We start from the raw sequence: 17559 nt of genomic DNA on the forward strand, positions 1-17559 counted from the left end.
GGCCCCACCTGGTGACCCCGGCCCCACCTGGTGACCCCGGCCGCCCGGCACACGGCCTGCCGTCATCGGCCGCGCGCCTGCTGCCACCGACCGCCCGGCAGGTGGCCTGTCGTCATCGGTTGCTCGGCCTCCTGGCACTGGCCGCTCGGAGAACGCCTGCCCGGCCCGCTGTCACCCGGCCGCCCGGCAGGGCGGCCTGCCGTCACCGGTTGCTCGGCCTCCTGCCACCGGCCGTTGGGAGAACGCCTGCCCGGGCTTGGGGCTCAGGTGAGGTCGATCTTGGTCTCGTTCGACCCGCCGGGCTTCCAGCCCGCGAGTTCCACGTCGTTCGTCCAGGTTGCGCCGGCGTATCCGACCTGCCGCAGCCCGTACTTCTCCGCGTGCGCGACCCACCAGGCGGCGATCAGCCAGCCCCGCCGCTTGCCGGTGATCGCCGTGCTGCCCAGCTCCCGCGTCAGTTGCCGGCGCCCGGCGGCCAGTTCGGCCGGCTTCGCCGCGACGACCTGGTCCGCCGAGTCGGCCTGGTCGCCCGAGCCGCCCTTCGGGCCGGGCGTCCGGTTCGAGCCGGGCGGGTACCAGCACTGGACGGCCTTCGGCACGCGCCCGGTGAACGCCTGGGCGAGGATCTTGGCGTCGTCCTCGTGCGGGGCGTACGCGTAGCCGCCGGCGGAACGCTGCACCGCCTGGGCGGCCTCGGCCACGGGCAGCTTGCGGTAGTTCTTCACCTTCTCCAGCGCGGCGAAGAACTTGTTCGTGGCGTAGACCGGGTCCATGATCTGCTTCTTCGACCCCCAGCCCTGCGATTCGCGCTGCTGGAACACCCCGACCGAGTCGCGGTCGCCGTAGTCGAGGTTCTTGATCTTCGACTCCTGGATCGCCGTCGCGTACGCGATGATCAGGGCCCGTTCCGGCAGCTTGCGGCGGGTGGCGACGGCGGCGATGGTGGCCGCGATCTGAGCCTGTTCGAGTTCGAGGTCGCGGCTGCCGCCGGGCGTGGTGACGACGCACCGGGGCTCGCGCTCGGCCAGCGGCTGGGGCACCTTCTTCAGCAGGAAGTAGATGCCCGCGGAAACGCCCACGGCGAGCACGACGACGATGATCGCGATGGTGATGACACCACGGGAGAAGCGTAGCCGCACCCTGAAAAACCTACCCGGCCCTATAGGCTCCGTGGCCATGAGTCACGTGCGCACCTCGTCACCGCTCCCGGCGGCGGTGGACGAGTTGTGGGAACGCCGGAGCGAGCTCTCGCCGGCCGACACCGAGGCGCGCCATCTGGTGGTGCACGCGGTCGACCTGATCGACCAGGGCAAGGCCAGGGTGGCCTGGGTCGAGGGCGACGACGTGGTGGTGGACGAACGCGCCAAACGCGCCATCCTGCTCTGCTTCAAGGTGCTCGGCATGGCCAGGTCGCAGGTGGGCGATTTTCAGCACCACGACCTGGTGCCCCTGAAGAGCTCGTTCGACGGCGTGCGCGTGGTGCCGGGCGCGATCGCGCGCTGGGGCTCCTATCTGGCGCCCGGGGTGGTGCTGATGCCGTCGTTCACGAACATCGGCGCGTACGTCGACTCGGGCACCATGCTCGACACCTGGTCCACGGTCGGATCCTGCGCCCAGATCGGTAAGAACGTGCACCTGTCGGGCGGCGTGGGCATCGGCGGCGTGCTCGAACCGCCGAACGCGGCCCCGGTCGTGATCGAGGACGAGGCGTACATCGGCAGTCGTTCCATGATCGTGGAAAGTGCCCGCGTGGGCAGGGGCGCGGTCGTGGGCGCGGGGACGATCCTGTCCGGGTCGATCCCGGTGATCGACGCGCAGACCGGCCAGGAGCTGAGCAGGGGACGCGTGCCCGACTGGTGCGTGGCCGTCGGCGCCACCAGGCAGAAGGAGTTCCCCGGTGGCACGTTCGGACTGCCCTGCGTACTGGTGCTCAGACACCTGGAGCCGGGACGGCGGCACGACAAGGCGGCGCTCAACGAGGTGCTGCGCGAACACGGAGTGAACACCTGATGCTGGACCTGGACCTGACGCAGGACGTACGGACGCTGACCGCGGCCGTGGTGGACATCGAGTCGGTGAGCGGGAACGAGCGGACGCTGGCCGACGCGGTCGAGCGGGCGCTGGCCGCGTACCCGCATCTGAAGGTGGAGCGGTCGGGCGAGACGGTCGTCGCCCGCACCGAGCTGGGGCTGGGGCAGCGGGTCCTGATCGCCGGGCACCTCGACACGGTCCCGGTGGCCGCGAACCTGCCCAGCCGGGTCGAGGGCGACCTGCTGTACGGGTGCGGCACGTCCGACATGAAGGCGGGGGTGGCGGTCGCGCTGCGGCTGGCGGCCACGATCGCCGCGCCAACCAAGGACGTCACGTACGTCTTCTACGACTGCGAAGAGGTCGAGGCCGAGCGCAACGGGCTGAACCGGGTCGCCCGCGAGCACCCGGAATGGCTGGCGGCCGACTTCGCGGTGCTGATGGAGCCGACCGACGGCGTGATCGAGGGCGGCTGCCAGGGCACGCTGCGCGCCGAGATCAGGGTGACCGGCAAGCGCGCGCACAGCGCCAGGTCGTGGTTCGGGGTGAACGCCATTCACGCCGTCGAGCCGATCCTGACCATTCTCAACGCCTACGAGGAACGCCGCCCGGTCGTGGACGGCCTGGAGTACCGCGAAGGGCTCAACGCGGTCGGCGTGCGCGGCGGCGTGGCAGGCAACGTCATCCCGGACGAGGCCGTGGTCACGGTCAACTACCGTTTCGCGCCCGACCAGACGGTGGCGGAGGCGCAGGAGCACGTGCACGAGGTGTTCGCCGGATTCGAGGTGGCGTTCGTGGACGCGGCGCCGGCCGCGCGCCCCGGGCTCACGCATCCGGTGGCGGCCGCGTTCACCGCCGCGGTGGGCGGCACGCCCCGCGCGAAACTCGGCTGGACGGACGTGGCCCGCTTCGCCGAGCTGGGCATTCCCGCCGTGAACTACGGCCCCGGAGACCCGAATCTGGCCCACCAGCAGGGGGAATACGTCACCCTGTCGAAGATCGTGGACGGCGAGCGGGCGATGCGCGACTGGCTCACAACGTGAAAGTGGCTTTCCTCGCCGGCCATTTGGCGGGGAAAGCCACTTTCAGTCCCGAGCAGCACCCTCGCCGATTAGACGCAGGGTCCGCGAAATTCGGTTCCCAGATTTCCAGGAACTTTTTCAAGATTCTTTCGAGGCCGGTCTGGGGCCGGTCTGGGGCCGCCCATGGGGCCGTGCCCACCGGGATTCTCCATCGGCCCGCGGGTAGCGGCAAGCGCGTGTCCGGCCGTCAGAAGGGTTAGCGTGATCCATATGAACAAGATTCGTCGTGAGCGGCGGCAGGGTCAGGCCGTGGTCCGGGGCAGCCTCGTTCCCGACTCCACCCATGACCAGCGGCTGCTCGACCGTCAGGGTCCCGCCGACTGGGTGCACATGGATCCGTGGCGGGTGCTGCGCATCCAGGCGGAGTTCGTGGAGGGCTTCGGCCAGCTCGCCGAGCTGCCGCCGGCCGTCACGGTGTTCGGCTCGGCCCGCACCAGGGAAGACTCTCCCGACTACCGGATGGGGCACGAGCTGGGCCGGGCGCTGGCCGAGGCGGGCTACGCGGTGATCACCGGCGGCGGGCCCGGCGTCATGGAGGCGGCCAACCGGGGCACGGTCGAGGTCGACGGGGCGGTCTCGGTCGGGCTGGGCATCGAGCTGCCGTTTGAGCAGCGCATGAACGACTACGTGGACCTGGGCATCGAGTTCCGCTACTTCTTCGTGCGCAAGACCATGTTCGTGAAGTACTCGTGCGGCTTCATCGCGCTGCCCGGCGGGTTCGGCACGCTGGACGAGCTGTTCGAGGCCCTGACGCTGGTGCAGACGCACAAGGTCACGTCCTTCCCCGTGGTGCTCATGGGCAGCGAGTTCTGGGGCGGCCTGCTCGACTGGATCAAGGGCACCCTGCTCGGCACTGGCAAGATCGCCCCTCAGGACCTCGATCTGATCAAGGTCACCGACGACGTGAACGAGGCCGTGCGCATCATCGCCGACTCCGACCGGGCCCGATCCAAGCAGCGCCAGGACGAGCGGGAGTCGGCCGACGCCCAGACCGCCGAACCGCAGTAGCCCCGGCGGCGCCGGCGGCCCGATGAGCCGATGCCGCCGGCGGCCCCAATAGGCTGCACTGCCGTGAACATCTGTGTCTTCTGCGCTTCCAGCCAGACCATCGACAACAAGCACCTCGATCTCGCGGCGGAGGTCGGCACCGAGCTCGCCGCACGCGGGCACACGCTGGTCAGCGGCGGCGCCACGGTCGGCTGCATGGGTGCGGTCACCTCGGCCGCCCGCGCCGCGGGCGGCCGGACGGTCGGCGTCATCCCGCAGGTGCTGGTGGACATCGAGGTGGCCGACACGGACTCGGACGAGCTGGTCATCACCGCCGACATGCGCGAGCGCAAGGGCGTGATGGACGCCAGGTCCGACGCCTTCCTGGTGCTGCCCGGCGGCATCGGCACGCTGGAGGAGCTGTTCGAGATCTGGACGGCCAGGGTGCTCGGCATCCACGACCGCCCGCTGGTGATCCTCGACCCGTGGGGCCTGTACGACCCGCTGCGCGAGCTGGTCGTCGGCATGCACGCGCAGGGTTTCACCCGGGCCGACGTCTTCGACGCGATCTCCTGGACCCGGTCGGTGCCCGAGGCCATGGATCATCTCGAAGCCCGGCCCAAGCCGGTTCGTCCCAGCGCGGAGGAACTGGGCGAGGCCGTCGGCTGAGGCGACCGGTGTCCGGGTTCCGGGGGTACGTACGGATTGCGCCACTTATGGCGGATCGCTGAACGCGCTCCACCATATGAGTACGATGCCAATGTGCTGGTCCTGGTCATACTCGTCATCGCCGCGATCGCCATCTTGGCCTGCGTCGTCCTGGTCTCCCTGGGCAGGGGCGGTGAGCTGGGCGAGTTCCCGCCGGACGTGCCGCCGCTCGACCTGCCCGAGGCCGGGCGGCTCTCGGCGGTCGACTTCATGGCGCTGCAACTTCCGGTCAACCTGGTCGGTTACCACACGCAGAGCGTCGATGAGACCCTGCGCAGGGCCGCGACCGCCATCAGCGAGCGCGACACCAGGATCGCCGTGCTGGAGCAGCGCGTCTCCGAGCTGCTGTCGAGCCGGCTGCACGCCCGCCAGGAGGTCTACGCCGCGCCGGGCGCGGGGCCGGTCACCGAGCACCGGCCCGAGGCGCCGGCCGAGCCGCGCGAGCTGCCGGAGTCGGGCGACCCGGTGGAGACGAGCGGGGCCGGCGTCGACTGGGACGCCGAGGGCATCGTCCGCCGCCCCACCGCGCCCGCCGCCTGGCACACCACCCACGACGAGCCCGAGCCCGCGGACGAGCCGGAGCCGGTCGAAGCGGACGTCGAGGCAGAAACCGAGACCGAGGTCAAGGCCGAGTCCGACGTCGACGAATCGGAAACGGCGTCCGAAAACGGCCAGCACGCGCCCGCCACCCCCGACGAGAATCGTGACGAGGAACGCGATGAGGAGCCCGTGCGCGCCGCGCTGGGCAAGGACGGGGACGAGAAGGCGTGACCGAGGTCATCCGCTGCAGTTGGGCGGGCATGACGGATCCGATGTACCTGCGCTACCACGACGAGGAGTGGGGCCGCCCGGTCAGGGGCGACGACCTGGTCTTCGAGCGGGTCACGCTGGAGGCATTCCAGTCGGGGCTGTCGTGGCTGACGATCCTGCGCAAGCGGGAGAACTTCCGCGCCGCCTTCGACGGGTTCTCGATCGAGAAGATCGCCGCGTACGACGAGAACGACGTGGAACGCCTGCTCGCCGACCCCGGAATCGTCAGGAACCGGGCCAAGGTGCTGGCCACGCTGCACAACGCCAAGGCGGCGCTCGACGTGCCCGGCGGGCTGTCGGAGCTGGTGTGGCGCTTCGCCGAGCCTGGCGCGCCGGTGCCCGCGACGATGGCCGACGTCCCGGCCATCACCCCCGGCTCGAAGGCGCTGGCCAAGGAGCTGAAGAAGCACGGGTTCTCGTTCGTCGGCCCGACCACGGCGTACGCGCTGATGCAGGCCATCGGCCTGGTCAACGATCACATCGCGAGCTGCCCGGCCCGCTGAGCCCGGGGCACCACCGCCCGCGTGCCGTCGGGGAAGCGCACGGTCACGCTGTCGTCGGCGACCTCGGCGGTGACGGCGTCGCGCAACGCCGCCGGGTGCACCGCGTCGCCGGACAACACCACCAGCGACACGTGCAGCCCCGGCTCGCCGGCCCGCAGGCAGGGGACGGCCGAGTGCGGGCCGAACGCGTTGGACTCGACATCGCGCTCGACGCCGGACTCCCGCCACCCGTGCAGGCCGACCACGGCCGAGGTGAGACCGTCGGCGCGGCGGGCCAGCGCCCACCCGACCCCGGCGGCCACGGCCGGCGGCGAGGCGTCCGCGACCGCGTATCCGCCCTCACGGGCCTCCCCGCCGTCCGTAGCGCCGGTGATCTCGTGGACTCTGATCTCCCACGCGCCCCGCACCACGGACGTGCTGGTCACCGTCGCTCCTCCGGCCGTCTCGTACCGCGAGGAGGCGGTGTCCCCGGCGCAGGCCAGCGGCTCGACGGCGGTCCTGCGTGACGGCACGCCGCCGGGGCCGAGCAGGGCCAGGTGGTTGTCCACGTCGCGGGCCCAGGCGTGCTCGGCGGCCTCGGGACCGGTGCGCGAGGAGTAGGCCAGTTTGGCGTAGTGCGGATCGTCCGGCGGCGCGCCGTGGTCGCTGCCGTGGTTGAGCAGCCGCATCACGCCGTCGTGCCGGGTGCCGTGCAGCAGGAACCCGGCCGCCGGGATCGCCGCCGTCACGTCGCCCTCCTCGACGGCCAGCGGCGCCTCCCTGTCCGTCCACACCGGGTGCTCGGCCGGCAGCAGCAGCCCGAGCAGCCCCTTCGAGGCCCAGTACGGCGACGCGGGCCCCGAGTACGGCTGGGTGGCCGGCAGGAACGTGTCGTACCAGCCCAGGGAGAGCAGCCCGCGCCGGTCGGGCACGCCGCGTTCGGCGAAGTGCCGCACCACGCCGGAGGCCAGCCGCCTGGTACGCCCGGGCGAGAGCGGCGTGGCGTCGAACAGCGCGCCCATCCAGATCGGCGCGAGCGAGGCGAACCGGTAGCAGAGCGACCGCCCCTGGTGCACCGGCGCGCCGTCCGCCCCAAAGAAATGCTGATATGTCTGGAGAAAGTCGGTGAGGCGCTGCCGGTACACCTCGGCCCGCTCCTTGTCACCCGACATCCGCGTCCACAGCAGTGGATAGAAGTGCAGCGCCCAGCCGCCGTAGTAGTCGAAGTTGCGCCCGTCGCCGTCGGTGTACCAGCCGTCGCCGGCGTACCAGTCCTCGATCCTGTCCAGCCCGCGCTCGATCTCGGCCTGCTCGTAGGGCCCGCCCACGGACTTGACGAACTCCTCGGTGACCGTCTGGAACAACATCCAGTTGTTGTCCCAGGTGCGCTTGCCGGTGAAGCCGCCCAGCCAGTCCACCACCCGCTCGCGCACCTGGTCGGGCAGCCGGTCCCACAACCACGGCCGGCTCTCGTGCAGCCCGACCGCGATGGCCGCGGCCTCCACGAGCTGCTGCGAGCAGTCGGTCAGCGCCGGCCACGCCTCGCCTGAGCCTGGGTCGGTGCCGGCGGCCAGCCCGGACGCGTACCGCGAGATCAGCTCCTCGGGCGCCCGTCCCTCCGCGCCCGCGATGCGGAACGACGCGGCCAGGAACGTCCTGGCGAACCCCTCCAGCCCGTCCAACGTCACGCCCGACCAGCTCGCCCGGCCGGGCAGCCGGTACTGGGCGAACCCCGGCGAGGCGTAGGGGACCACCGAGTCGAGCAGGTGGTCGGTGAACGACTCCCAGTGCGCCCTGGTCCAGCCGGTACGCGGGGAGAGCACCCGGTCGGTCGGGGGCAGCGACAGGTACGGAGGGGTCATGCCTGACCTTCCAGCTCGGGTTCCAGGTCGAGTTCGGCCGTGTGCGTGCGGCCGAGCGACCCGGCCAGTCTCACGGTGACGGTGGGATTCGTGCCGGTCTTGACCGTGACGGTGTCGTCGGCGCCGGCCACCGCGCGTACCGGGTGGCCGAGGGTGAGCGTGACGGTGTCCACCGTCCTGCTCGGGTCGGCGACGGCCACGGACAGCCGGCCTGGTGAGCGCCGCACCAGCGCGGCGCAGGGCGCGTCAGCGGACACCGGACCGGCCGTCCCCGCGCTCCAGAACGTGGCCGCGACCAGGCCCTCGTGCTCGACGGCCTGGACCTCGGCGGTGTTGGCCAGCACCCGCACCGGCGCGGTCAGCGCGAACGCGGCGGTCTCGGCCCGGGTGGCGTTCGGCAGCAGCACGTAGGCGTAGCCGGCGTCGACCGGGTTCACGCCGTGATCGAACCAGAAGGTCACGTAGCGCCGGGTGATCGGGTCGGTGGTGCCGCCGGTGTCGAAGCCGGCGTTGACGTCACGCCAGCATCCCGTGCGGGTCTCGACCATGGTCCGCGCGCCGGTGAAGACGTAGCCGCCGGCGCCCTCCAGGTGCGCCCAGCCGTCGCCCAGGTACGGGTCGGCGGCGCTGATCCGGTTCTCCACCACGGTCTCGATCGTGCGCCCGTCGGAGCTGGTGATGCCGCTGCCCAGGGCCATGACCGCGGTGTCGAGGCAGAACCAGGACTTGCGCGCCCGCAGTGTCACGTCGTGCCCGATCAGCTCCATCGCCGCCGCGCCGTACCTGCCGCCCAGCACCGCGCCGCCCGCCCAGGCGTTGACCGGCCGGTACGCGCTGAACGACAGGTCCTCCCGCGGCCCGGTGCACACCGTGGTGCCGGGCAGCCGGTAGGGGTTCACGGTCGGCCAGAAGTCGTCGCCGTACCCGGCCGGGCCGCCCGGGTACAGGTAGGTCATGCCGTCGCCGGTGTACCAGCCGCGCAGGTTCTCCCCGTTGATCGCCTCGTAGGCCGACGTACGCGCCGACGACATGCTGATCGCGAACGACCAGCCGGGCCGCCGGTGCACCACCCGGTCCATGGCGGGGAAGACGAAGTGCCCGGTGGGGCCGGGCGCGGCCGGGATCTCCGGGTCGGCGGCCACCTCGACCGCCGCACGCACCGCGGCCGCCGGCGCCCGCTCCAGGTACGGGTGCCGCTCGTCACGCAGCATCCAGCCCTTGGCCAGCGCCCTGAGCCCGCTCCGGTGCGGCTCGGGGGCGTCTCGCGCGAGCAGCAGCACCGCCGTGATCACCTCGTGCCCGATGACGTGGTCGGCGGAGGACCGGCGGGTGACCGCCCGGCCGCGTACCGCGTCCATCATCAGCCCGTCGTGCACGAACGGCGCGAACGACCGCACGACCCAGTCGAGCACCACGCCGGCCGCCGGATCGCTCACCCGCCACGGCGAGCCGGCCAGCAGCGCCAGGACCTGCGTGACCGCGGCGAGCTGCACCACCCCGTACGAGCCGGTGTAGGCGACGTGGCCGTGCTGGATGAACGAGCCGTCGCGGTGGAAGCCATCGCCGGTCGCGGCGTAGCGGAAGAGGCTGTGCCTGCCGCCGTCGCGCGTGTCGGACAGCGCGTCCCTGGCCAGCGCCAGCTCGGCCGCGCCGCGCCCGGCCACCCCGCGCAGCGCGACGATGAACGCCTTGTCCGCGCGGTTGGCCGCGCTCTCGCTGACGTCGGGATGTCCGGTACGCCGATCGGGATCGGGGCAGAACCGGTCCACCGCCCGCAGGTACGCCGCGCGCCGGTCGGGCGAGAGCCGGTCGCCGAGCAGCACGCACACGCGGGTCAGCTCGGCCGGCGAGCCGATCTCCCAGAACCACCAGTTGCCGGTCTCCGGCAGCCGCTCGTGGTAGTGGTCGCGGTTCAGCAGGTCGAGCGCGGACACCAGCCGGCCGAGCACCCGGTCGTCGTCGTGCTGGGCGGCGCCCGGGGTGGCCCAGGCGGTGGCGGCCAGGCGCAGCCGGCGGTAGCTCTCCCAGACCGCCCCGGCCCCGGCGGCGAGAGGCAGGTCGGGCCAGAGCGTGACCGGGTCCATGGCGGCCAGGTGCCCGGCCGCGGCCTCGCTCAGCCTGCCCGTGGCGGCGGTCCACGCCGGATGGTCCCAGCCCGCGGGACCGGCGCCCGTCAGCAGGGTCACGGCGGTCGCGCGCAGGGCGTCGAAGTCGTCCATGCCGCTAGCCGTACCCCTCAGGCGCCGCCCCCATGGTCATTCGCTCAGCGTGCTCGGGTCGGTGGTCGGCGCGGGCAGGTTGAGCGCGGCCACCTGGGCCAGGTACTCGGCCGTCAGCGGCGCTCCCCACCGGGCCCAGAAGCCGGTCAGGTCCCTGCCCGACGTGCGCGAGGTGTACAGCGCCAGGTAACCCCACCGCTTGGCGCTCTCCGTCCAGTCGGACGGCGGGTTCTCCGCGCGTACCAGCCGGTGCAGCTCGGGCCAGAAGCCGTCGCCGAAGGCCAGTTCGAGCTGGCGCAGCGGCACCAGCTTCTCGAACGCGCCGAACGCCTTGACGTAGTCCTGCCCCTGCCTGGGCAGCTTGGCCAGCGCGCTCTGGTACGGCGTGAGCCCGGTCTTGGTGTCCGGCTTGGTGAGGTTGGACGGCTGGCCGAGCGTGCGCTGGGCGGCCAGCGAGTAGACGTTCACCGTGACCTCGGTCAGGTCGGTCGGCTTGTAGGCCATCTGCTGATGCTGGTGCCCCAGCTCGTGGTAGACGCCCCAGCCCCGGGTGCGCAGGCCCTCGACGGTGAGCAGCCGGTCCAGGTAGGTGCGCGGGTAGGCGGTCCAGCCGTGCGTGGCGTACGCGCCCGCCCCGGTCGGCATCCTGGGTGCCTCGACCAGGTGGAACCCCAGCGGCGAGCGCTCGGCCGCGGACAGCCCGGAGATGGCGGCGTGCGAGTCGATGATGGTCTCCAGCAGCCGCAGGTGGGCCGCGTGGTCCTGCTCGCGCCAGAGCAGCAGGCCCTCCCTGGTCACGGTGACGATGCCGCGCGGCGAGACCAGCTCGGCCTGCGGCACGTCGGCGCGGGCGTCGAGCTGGGCCTGGAAGTCGGACTCCGTCGTCTCGCCGAGCACGAACCTGGGCACGAGCCGGCCGCCGTCCAGGAACTTGACCCTGGCGCGCTCGCCGTCGCCGGTGAGCGCCAGGTAGACCATGCCGCCGCCGGCGTCGCCGACCGTGTTGAGGCCGGCGGTCAGCGGGTGGCGCCTGGGGTTCTTGTACGTCACGTCGGGGTGGGTGTCGGGGGCGCCGACGTACAGGGTGGGCAGCACGCCGTCGACGGCCTCGACCCGCACGGTCAGCGTCGCGCCCGCGGGCAGGTAGACGCCGGTGGAGTTGAAGTCGGTGGTGCGCAGCGCCTGCTGCAGGCGCAGCCGCTCGCTCTCGGCGTCCGGCCTGGCGCGCAGCGCGACCGTGTGACGGGCCCGGTCGGCGTGCGCGGGGCCGGCGCCGATGAGGACGGCGCCGGCGCCGAGCGCGGTGGCGCCGAGGAAGCCGCGGCGGGACAGGGGGGTGCGGGTCATGGCTTCTCCTTAGCGGGGGTCTGATGGCGAGCATTAAAGCGCTTTCTAACCCTGGTCAAGGCTTTCCTGATCTTTCTATGGCTTTCTACGCCTGTTCAGTGCCACGCCAGGCATGCCGAAGACAGCTCGGAGCACGTGGATCATGTAAGCGCTTGCTACCGAGGAGGGGCGACCGATTCGCGGATCACGATGGTCGTGCCGACCCGGGCCGTCGTCTGCACGGGGGCCAGGTAGTCGTCCTCGTCCGGCGAGCCGAGCGCCAGCCGCACCGCCTGCCGCCCCATCTCCTCCAGCGGGATGCGCACCGTGGTCAGCCTGGGTCGCAGCTCCTGCGCGATCGGCACGTCGTCGTAGCCGGCCACCGAGATGTCGCCGGGCACCGAGATCCCGGCCTGCTCGAACGCCTGCATCACGCCGGCCGCCACCGTGTCGTTGGCCGCGAAGACGGCCGTGAAGTCCAAACCGTCAGCCAGCGCCGCGCGGATCCCCTCGTAGCCGAACCTGCGGCTCAGCGGCCCGTTGCGCACCAGCTCCCGCTCGTAGGGCAGCCCGCGCAGCTCCAGCGCCCGCCGGTGCCCGGCCACCCTGGCGATGGTGGTGGACAACATGGCCGGGCCGCCGAGGAACAGGATCCGCCGGTGCCCCTGGTTGATCAGGTAGTCGGTGACCGAGAACGCGCCGCCCTCGTTGTCGTACTCGACGACCTTGGTCGGCACGTCGTCGCCCAGCGACGGGCGTCCGCACAGCACCAGCGTGGACCCGCTGGCGTGCAGCGCCCGCGCCCGCCTGCTCACCTGGGCGGCGTAGGCGCGGTCCTCGTAGGCCCCGCCCACCAGGATCACCGCGTCGGCGCGCTGCTCGTGCAGCAGGTCGATGAGCGCCAGCTCCTGCTCGGGGCCGCCCTGGGTGCAGCAGACCATGCACAGCCGGCCCAGCGCGGTCGACTCGCGCTCGACGCCGCGCGAGATGTAGGCGTAGAACGGGTCGACCAGGTCGTTGATGATGATCCCGACGGTCCTGTTGGTGGTGCCGGCCAGGGCGCGGGCGTGCGCGTTGGCCACGTAGCCCAGCTCGGTGATGGCCGACTCCACCCGCTCCCTGGTGGCCGCGGCGACCGGGTAGTTGCGGTTGATGACGCGGGAGACGGTCGCGCTGGAGACGCCGGCCAGCCTGGCCACGTCGGCGATCGTCGCCGAGCTGATCTCGGTCACTGGCACTCCCTCTCCACGTGTGGTGATCATGCCATCCGATCGAGCTCGTCGGCGCGGATCTCGTGGCGCAGCGGCAGCCCGGCACGGTACCTGGCCACCTCGTCGAGCGCGGACCTGGCCAGCCTGGCCAGCTCGTTGCCCTGCGCGCCGGCCAGATGCGGGGTGAGGAACACGTTCGGCAGGCTGAACAGGGGGTGTCCTGGCGGCAGCGGCTCGGGGTCGCTCACGTCGAGTATCGCGTCCAGCCTGCCGCTCGTCAGCTCGGCCAGCAGCGCGTCGGGGTCGATGAGCGAGCCGCGGCCGGTGTTGATCACCACCGCGCCGTCGCGCAGCCTCGCCAGGCGCCGCTTGTCGAGCATGCGGTACGTCTCCGGGGTGTCGGGCGCGTGCAGGGTCACCACGTGCGAGCGGCGCACCAGTGTGTCGAGGTCCACGCTGGTGCCGCCGAGCGCGGCCACCTCGTCCTGCGCCACGTACGGGTCGTAGACCAGCACCTCGGCCTCCAGCGAGCGCAGCAGCCCGGCGACCCGACGGCCGATGCGCGACAGCCCGACGACGCCGACCGTGATGCGATGCGTGCCCAGCCACGGCATGCCGGAGAAATCGCGTTTCGTGCCATGCTCGCGGTAGCGGTGCGCCAGCGTGAAGGCCCGCTTGGCCCCGAACACGATGGCCGCGAACGTGAACTCCGCGACGGGCACCGCGTTGGCGTCGGCCGCGCTCGACACCCGCACGCCCCGGCGCAGCACGGCCGGGTCGAGGAAGGTCTTGACCGTGCCGGCCGCGTGCGCGATCAGGCGCAGCCGGGGCGCCAGGTCGGGCAGCTCGGCCCCCAGCCTCGGACAGCCCCACCCGGTCACCAGCACCTCGGCGCCGGCCAGCGCGCGGACGGCGGCGGGGGAGCCGAGCTCGTGGAGCACGTCGTCGTGCAGATCGGCCAGTTCGGCCAGCCGGGCCCAGCCGTCGGCGGCGAAGACCTCCTCGCGCACGCCCGGCCCCATGACCAGGACCGCGCGCGGTTTGAGTCGCGCCTCAGGGGACTCCATCAGCGCACTCTCCTTGCCCACATGCCACTCCCCGATAGAAAGCGCGTTCTACGCGCTGTGGCGGCACGCTAGGCGTAATCAGCGGCAACGTCAAGCGCAAACGCCAGGTCCGGGGGAGCGCGGCGAGAGATGGGTCTTGACGGATTGGAAAGCGCTTACTACGGTCTCGCCAATCGGAAGGACCAAGTATGGCGAATCCCCCTGACAGCGGCTCGACGGCGTTGCGGCAGGTCACGCCGCAGGCAGCCGTGGCGGAGCCGCGAAAGACCAGTCCACCCGCCCCACCGCGGCGGCTGCCGCTGTGGCGGCGGATCTGGCGGGACCGCGTCATGCTCCTGCTGGCGCTGCCCGGCCTGCTGTATTTCCTGGTGTTCCACTATGTGCCGCTGCTCAGCTACGTCACCGCGTTCCAGGACTACCAGCCCTACCTCGGCTACCTGAACAGCGCCTGGGTGGGCCTGCGGAACTTCGCGACCGTGTTCGGCGACCCCGGGTTCTGGAACTCCGTGGTGAACACCGTGCAGATCACGCTCACCCAGCTGGTGATCTTCTTCCCCGCCACGATCGGGCTGGCGCTGCTGCTGCACAGCGTGATGGGCGAGCGGACCCGCAAATTCGTGCAGAGCGTGGTGTACCTGCCGCACTTCATCGGCTGGGTGATCATCGTGTCGATCTTCCAGCAGGTGCTCGGCGGCGCGGGCGTGCTGCCCGGCCTGCTGGCCGACGCCGGCCTGCCGCGCTACGACATGATGACCGACCCGGACGTGTTCCCGCTGCTGGTCACCCTGCAGGTGTTGTGGAAGGACGCCGGCTGGGGCGCGATCATCTTCCTGGCCGCGCTGGTCTCGATCAGACCTGAGCTGTACGAGGCCGCAGCCATGGACGGCGCGGGCCGCTGGCGCCGGCTCTGGCACGTCACGCTGCCCGGCATCACGCCGATCATCGTGCTGCTGCTCATACTCAAGCTCGGCAGCATCCTGTCGGTCGGCTTCGAGCAGATCCTGCTGCAGCGCGACGCCGTCGGCCCCGAGGCGGGCGAGGTGCTCGACACCTACATCTACTTCAACGGCATCCGCAGCGGCCAGTGGGGCGCCGCCGCCGCGGTCGGCCTGTTCAAGGCGGTCGTCGGCGCGGTCCTCGTCATCGGCGCCAACAAGTTCGCGCACATGCTCGGCCACGAGGGGGTGTACCGCAGTGCGGCCAAGTGACCGCCCGGCGTGGATGGAGCGGCCCAGCAGGATCGGGCTCGCGGTCAAGGCGGCCGTCCTGGTCGCGATCACGCTGATGGTGATCTACCCGTTCGTCGGCGCGGTCGGCACCAGCCTGGCCGCGGAGACCCAGATCGCCACCAGCGGCGGGTTCGTGCTGCTGCCCGACTCGCCCAGCCTCGACGCCTACCGGGCCATCTTCGACGGCGGCACGGTGACCAGGGCGCTGCTGGTGAGCGTGCTGGTCACCGGGGTCGGCACGCTCGGCAGCGTGGCCGCGACCATCGCGCTGGCCTACGGGCTGAGCAGGCGCGAGGTCACCGGCTCCCGGTGGATCCTGCTGATCGCGCTGTTCACCATGCTGTTCAACCCGGGCATCATCGCCAACTTCCTGCTGGCCTCGCAGCTCGGGCTGATCGACACGTTCGCCTCGCTGGTGCTGCCCAGCCTGGTCAGCGCGTTCAACCTGGTCGTGCTCAGGTCGTTCTTCATGAGCCTGCCGGGCGAGCTGCTGGAGAGCGCCCGCATGGACGGCGCCGGCGACCTGCGGATCCTGGTGCGCATCGTGCTGCCGCTGTCGAAGGCGGTGCTCGCGGTGATCGCCCTGTTCTACGCCGTCTCCTACTGGAACTCCTTCTTCGACGCCCTGCTCTACCTCAACGACGAGGAGAAGTGGCCGCTGCCCATGGTGCTGCGCACGTTCGTGCTGCAGGGCCGGGCCCTGGAATCGCTGGGCGGCGCCGAGGCCCCCGCGCCGGTCCAGGCCATCCAGATGGCCGTGCTCGTCGTCGCCGTCGTCCCGATTCTCCTCGTCTATCCGTTCCTCCAGCGCTACTTCACCAAGGGCGTGCTCACCGGCGCCGTCAAGGGCTGACCCCCCACCCGAAGGAAGATCGACATGAACGAGTCACTGTCCAGACGTGGCTTCCTGCGCCTCGGCGCGATCACCGCCGCGGGCGCGGCCGCGGCTCCGCTGCTGGCGGCCTGCGGCGGTGGCGGCGCGGCGGCGCCGCCGGCCAAGGCCCAGGGCCTGACGATCAAGCTGCCCGCCTACCTGCCGCCGTCCGCGGCGCTCAAGCCCGACCTGCCCGGCACCCCGGCCGGCGTGCCCGACGCCTACTTCAGCTATCCCAAGGAACTGTTCAAGTCCGTCGCCAAGCCGCCCATGTCCGGCGGCACCGCCAAGATCGCGCTGAAGACGTTCCTGTCACCGCCGCCGCCCAGGGAGCGGAACGCGGCCTGGCAGGAGATCGAGAAGCGGCTCGGCGGCACGCTGGACATCCAGATCGTGCCGTCCGACGACTGGCCCACCAAGTTCAACACCATGGTCGCCGGCGGCACCCTGCCCGACCTGTTCCCGTACATCGAGACCCAGGGCACCAGCAACCTGCCCGCCTTCGTGGCCAGCCAGTGCGCCGACCTGACCGCGCTGCTCGGCGGCGACGCGGTCAAGGCGTACCCGAACCTGGCGGCCATCCCGGAGGCGTTCTGGCGCGAAGGCGTGGTCGCGGGCAAGCTCTACGGCATCCCCGTCCCCAGGAACATGGCCGGCGGGCTCGGCTTCTACCGGCACGACCAGTTCGCCGCCGCCGGGGTGAGCGACCTGGCGCAGATCACCGACCTCGACCGCTTCTTCGAGCTGCTGAAGGAGCTCACCAGGCCGCAGGAGCGGCGCTGGGGCATCGTCACCGCCACGGGCGGCATGTTCGGCCTGTCGATCATCAGCCAGCTCTTCGGCTCGACGAACCTGTGGCGGCTGGAAGGCGGCAAGTTCCTGGCCGACATCGAGACCGAGGAGTACAAGGCGGCCGTCGAGTACACCCGCAAGCTGCGCGAGGCCGGGATCATCTACCCCGGCTCCGAGGGCTTCGACACGCTCAAGCGCAAGAACGAGTTCAACGCCGGGCACGCCGCCATCACCTACGACGGCATGCCGGCCTTCCTCGGCCCGGGCAACTTCCTGCAGACCCAGAAGAAGATCGACCCCAAGGCCGACCCGCGCCCGCTGCTGCCGATCGGCACGAAGACCAAGGTCTCGCTCAACAACGTGGTCTTCGGCATCAACCTGATCAAGAAGGCGGACGAGGCCAAGGTCAAGGAGATGCTCGGCGTCGCCGACTTCTTCGCCGCCCCGTTCGGCAGCGAGGAGTACACGCTGATCAACTACGGCGTCGAGACCACCGACCACACCCGCGACGACCAGGGCAACCCGGTGCTCACCGAGCAGGGCGCCAAGGACATCACCGCCCCGTGGAAGTACGCCGCCGCGCCGACGCAGGCCGTCTACGACGCCACCTCGCGCGACGGCGTCAAGCTCATGCACGAGGCGTTCACCAAGCTCATCCCGCTCGGCGTCGCGGACCCGACCACCGCGCTCTACTCGCCGACCGAAGGGGCCAGGTTCGAGGCCCTGCACACGATGAAGGTCGACAGGATCACCTCGATCATCGCCGGCCGCTCGCCCGTCAGCGACCTGGACCAGCTCGCCAAGGACTGGCGGGCGCAGGGCGGCGACAAGATGCGGGCCGAGTTCGAGGAGGCGTCGCAGAAGACGGGCGACTGAGCCGCC

Annotated in this window: 15 protein-coding genes; 9 read left to right on the plus strand and 6 right to left on the minus strand. The window is 71.4% G+C overall.

The window, feature by feature from the left end:
- Positions 1-263 precede the first annotated feature (263 nt).
- A complete protein-coding gene (locus HII36_RS27590; RefSeq protein WP_328807918.1) occupies positions 264-1139 on the minus strand; it encodes a hypothetical protein in 876 nt (291 codons plus the stop codon).
- Positions 1140-1176: 37 nt separating this feature from the next.
- Between HII36_RS27590 and HII36_RS27595 the strand changes: the two genes are divergently transcribed.
- The 6 genes from HII36_RS27595 (at position 1177) to HII36_RS27620 (ending at position 6118) form a co-directional block, all read left to right on the plus strand.
- The gene (locus tag HII36_RS27595) at positions 1177-2010 is read left to right on the plus strand and encodes a 2,3,4,5-tetrahydropyridine-2,6-dicarboxylate N-succinyltransferase (RefSeq protein ID WP_173526174.1); all 834 of its coding nucleotides are present in this window, start codon (positions 1177-1179) and stop codon (positions 2008-2010) included.
- Entirely contained in the window at positions 2010-3071 is a 1062-nt protein-coding gene (dapE, locus tag HII36_RS27600; protein ID WP_173526175.1) for a succinyl-diaminopimelate desuccinylase, read from the plus strand. The genes HII36_RS27595 and dapE overlap by 1 nt, the downstream gene beginning before the upstream one ends.
- A gap of 249 nt (positions 3072-3320) precedes the next feature.
- Positions 3321-4118 carry an LOG family protein gene (locus HII36_RS27605; RefSeq protein ID WP_173526176.1) on the plus strand — a complete coding sequence of 266 codons (798 nt, stop codon included), beginning with the start codon at positions 3321-3323 and terminating at the stop codon, positions 4116-4118.
- A 63-nt stretch (positions 4119-4181) separates the two neighbouring features.
- Positions 4182-4766 (plus strand): LOG family protein, encoded by a 585-nt coding sequence (locus HII36_RS27610; RefSeq protein ID WP_328807919.1) that lies wholly within the window; start codon positions 4182-4184, stop codon positions 4764-4766.
- A gap of 93 nt (positions 4767-4859) precedes the next feature.
- Positions 4860-5576 carry a hypothetical protein gene (locus HII36_RS27615; protein WP_173526178.1) on the plus strand — a complete coding sequence of 239 codons (717 nt, stop codon included), beginning with the start codon at positions 4860-4862 and terminating at the stop codon, positions 5574-5576.
- Entirely contained in the window at positions 5573-6118 is a 546-nt protein-coding gene (locus tag HII36_RS27620) for a DNA-3-methyladenine glycosylase I (protein ID WP_173526179.1), read from the plus strand. Before HII36_RS27615 ends, HII36_RS27620 begins: the two co-directional genes overlap by 4 nt.
- Here the strand turns inward: HII36_RS27620 and HII36_RS27625 are convergent.
- The 5 genes from HII36_RS27625 to HII36_RS27645 form a co-directional block, all read right to left on the minus strand.
- Entirely contained in the window at positions 6091-7959 is a 1869-nt protein-coding gene (locus tag HII36_RS27625) for a DUF2264 domain-containing protein (protein WP_173526180.1), read from the minus strand. The genes HII36_RS27620 and HII36_RS27625 overlap by 28 nt on opposite strands.
- A complete protein-coding gene (locus tag HII36_RS27630; protein WP_173526181.1) occupies positions 7956-10178 on the minus strand; it encodes a polysaccharide lyase 8 family protein in 2223 nt (740 codons plus the stop codon). Before HII36_RS27630 ends, HII36_RS27625 begins: the two co-directional genes overlap by 4 nt.
- A 36-nt stretch (positions 10179-10214) precedes the next feature.
- Positions 10215-11525 (minus strand): M60 family metallopeptidase, encoded by a 1311-nt coding sequence (locus HII36_RS27635; RefSeq protein ID WP_173526182.1) that lies wholly within the window; start codon positions 11523-11525, stop codon positions 10215-10217.
- Positions 11526-11680: 155 nt separating this feature from the next.
- Complete coding sequence (locus tag HII36_RS27640) at positions 11681-12736, minus strand: LacI family DNA-binding transcriptional regulator (RefSeq protein WP_217370037.1); 1056 nt, start codon at positions 12734-12736, stop codon at positions 11681-11683.
- Between the two features lie 26 nt (positions 12737-12762).
- Positions 12763-13782 (minus strand): hydroxyacid dehydrogenase, encoded by a 1020-nt coding sequence (locus HII36_RS27645; protein WP_217370038.1) that lies wholly within the window; start codon positions 13780-13782, stop codon positions 12763-12765.
- A gap of 188 nt (positions 13783-13970) precedes the next feature.
- Here HII36_RS27645 and HII36_RS27650 point away from each other — a divergent pair, with 188 nt between their 5' ends.
- From HII36_RS27650 to HII36_RS27660, 3 genes are read left to right on the plus strand one after another with little or no spacing between them, the layout of a single operon-like run.
- Positions 13971-14990: an ABC transporter permease gene (locus tag HII36_RS27650; RefSeq protein WP_217370039.1), complete on the plus strand. Its 1020-nt coding sequence runs from the start codon at positions 13971-13973 to the stop codon at positions 14988-14990.
- Positions 14977-15864, plus strand: coding sequence for a carbohydrate ABC transporter permease (locus HII36_RS27655; RefSeq protein ID WP_328807920.1), 888 nt, complete (start codon positions 14977-14979; stop codon positions 15862-15864). Before HII36_RS27650 ends, HII36_RS27655 begins: the two co-directional genes overlap by 14 nt.
- A 24-nt stretch (positions 15865-15888) precedes the next feature.
- Positions 15889-17553: a type 2 periplasmic-binding domain-containing protein gene (locus HII36_RS27660; protein WP_173526184.1), complete on the plus strand. Its 1665-nt coding sequence runs from the start codon at positions 15889-15891 to the stop codon at positions 17551-17553.
- Positions 17554-17559: the final 6 nt, after the last annotated feature.

The sequence above is a fragment of the Nonomuraea antri genome (assembly GCF_013283785.1).
GTDB classification, from domain to species: Bacteria; Actinomycetota; Actinomycetes; order Streptosporangiales; family Streptosporangiaceae; genus Nonomuraea; species Nonomuraea antri.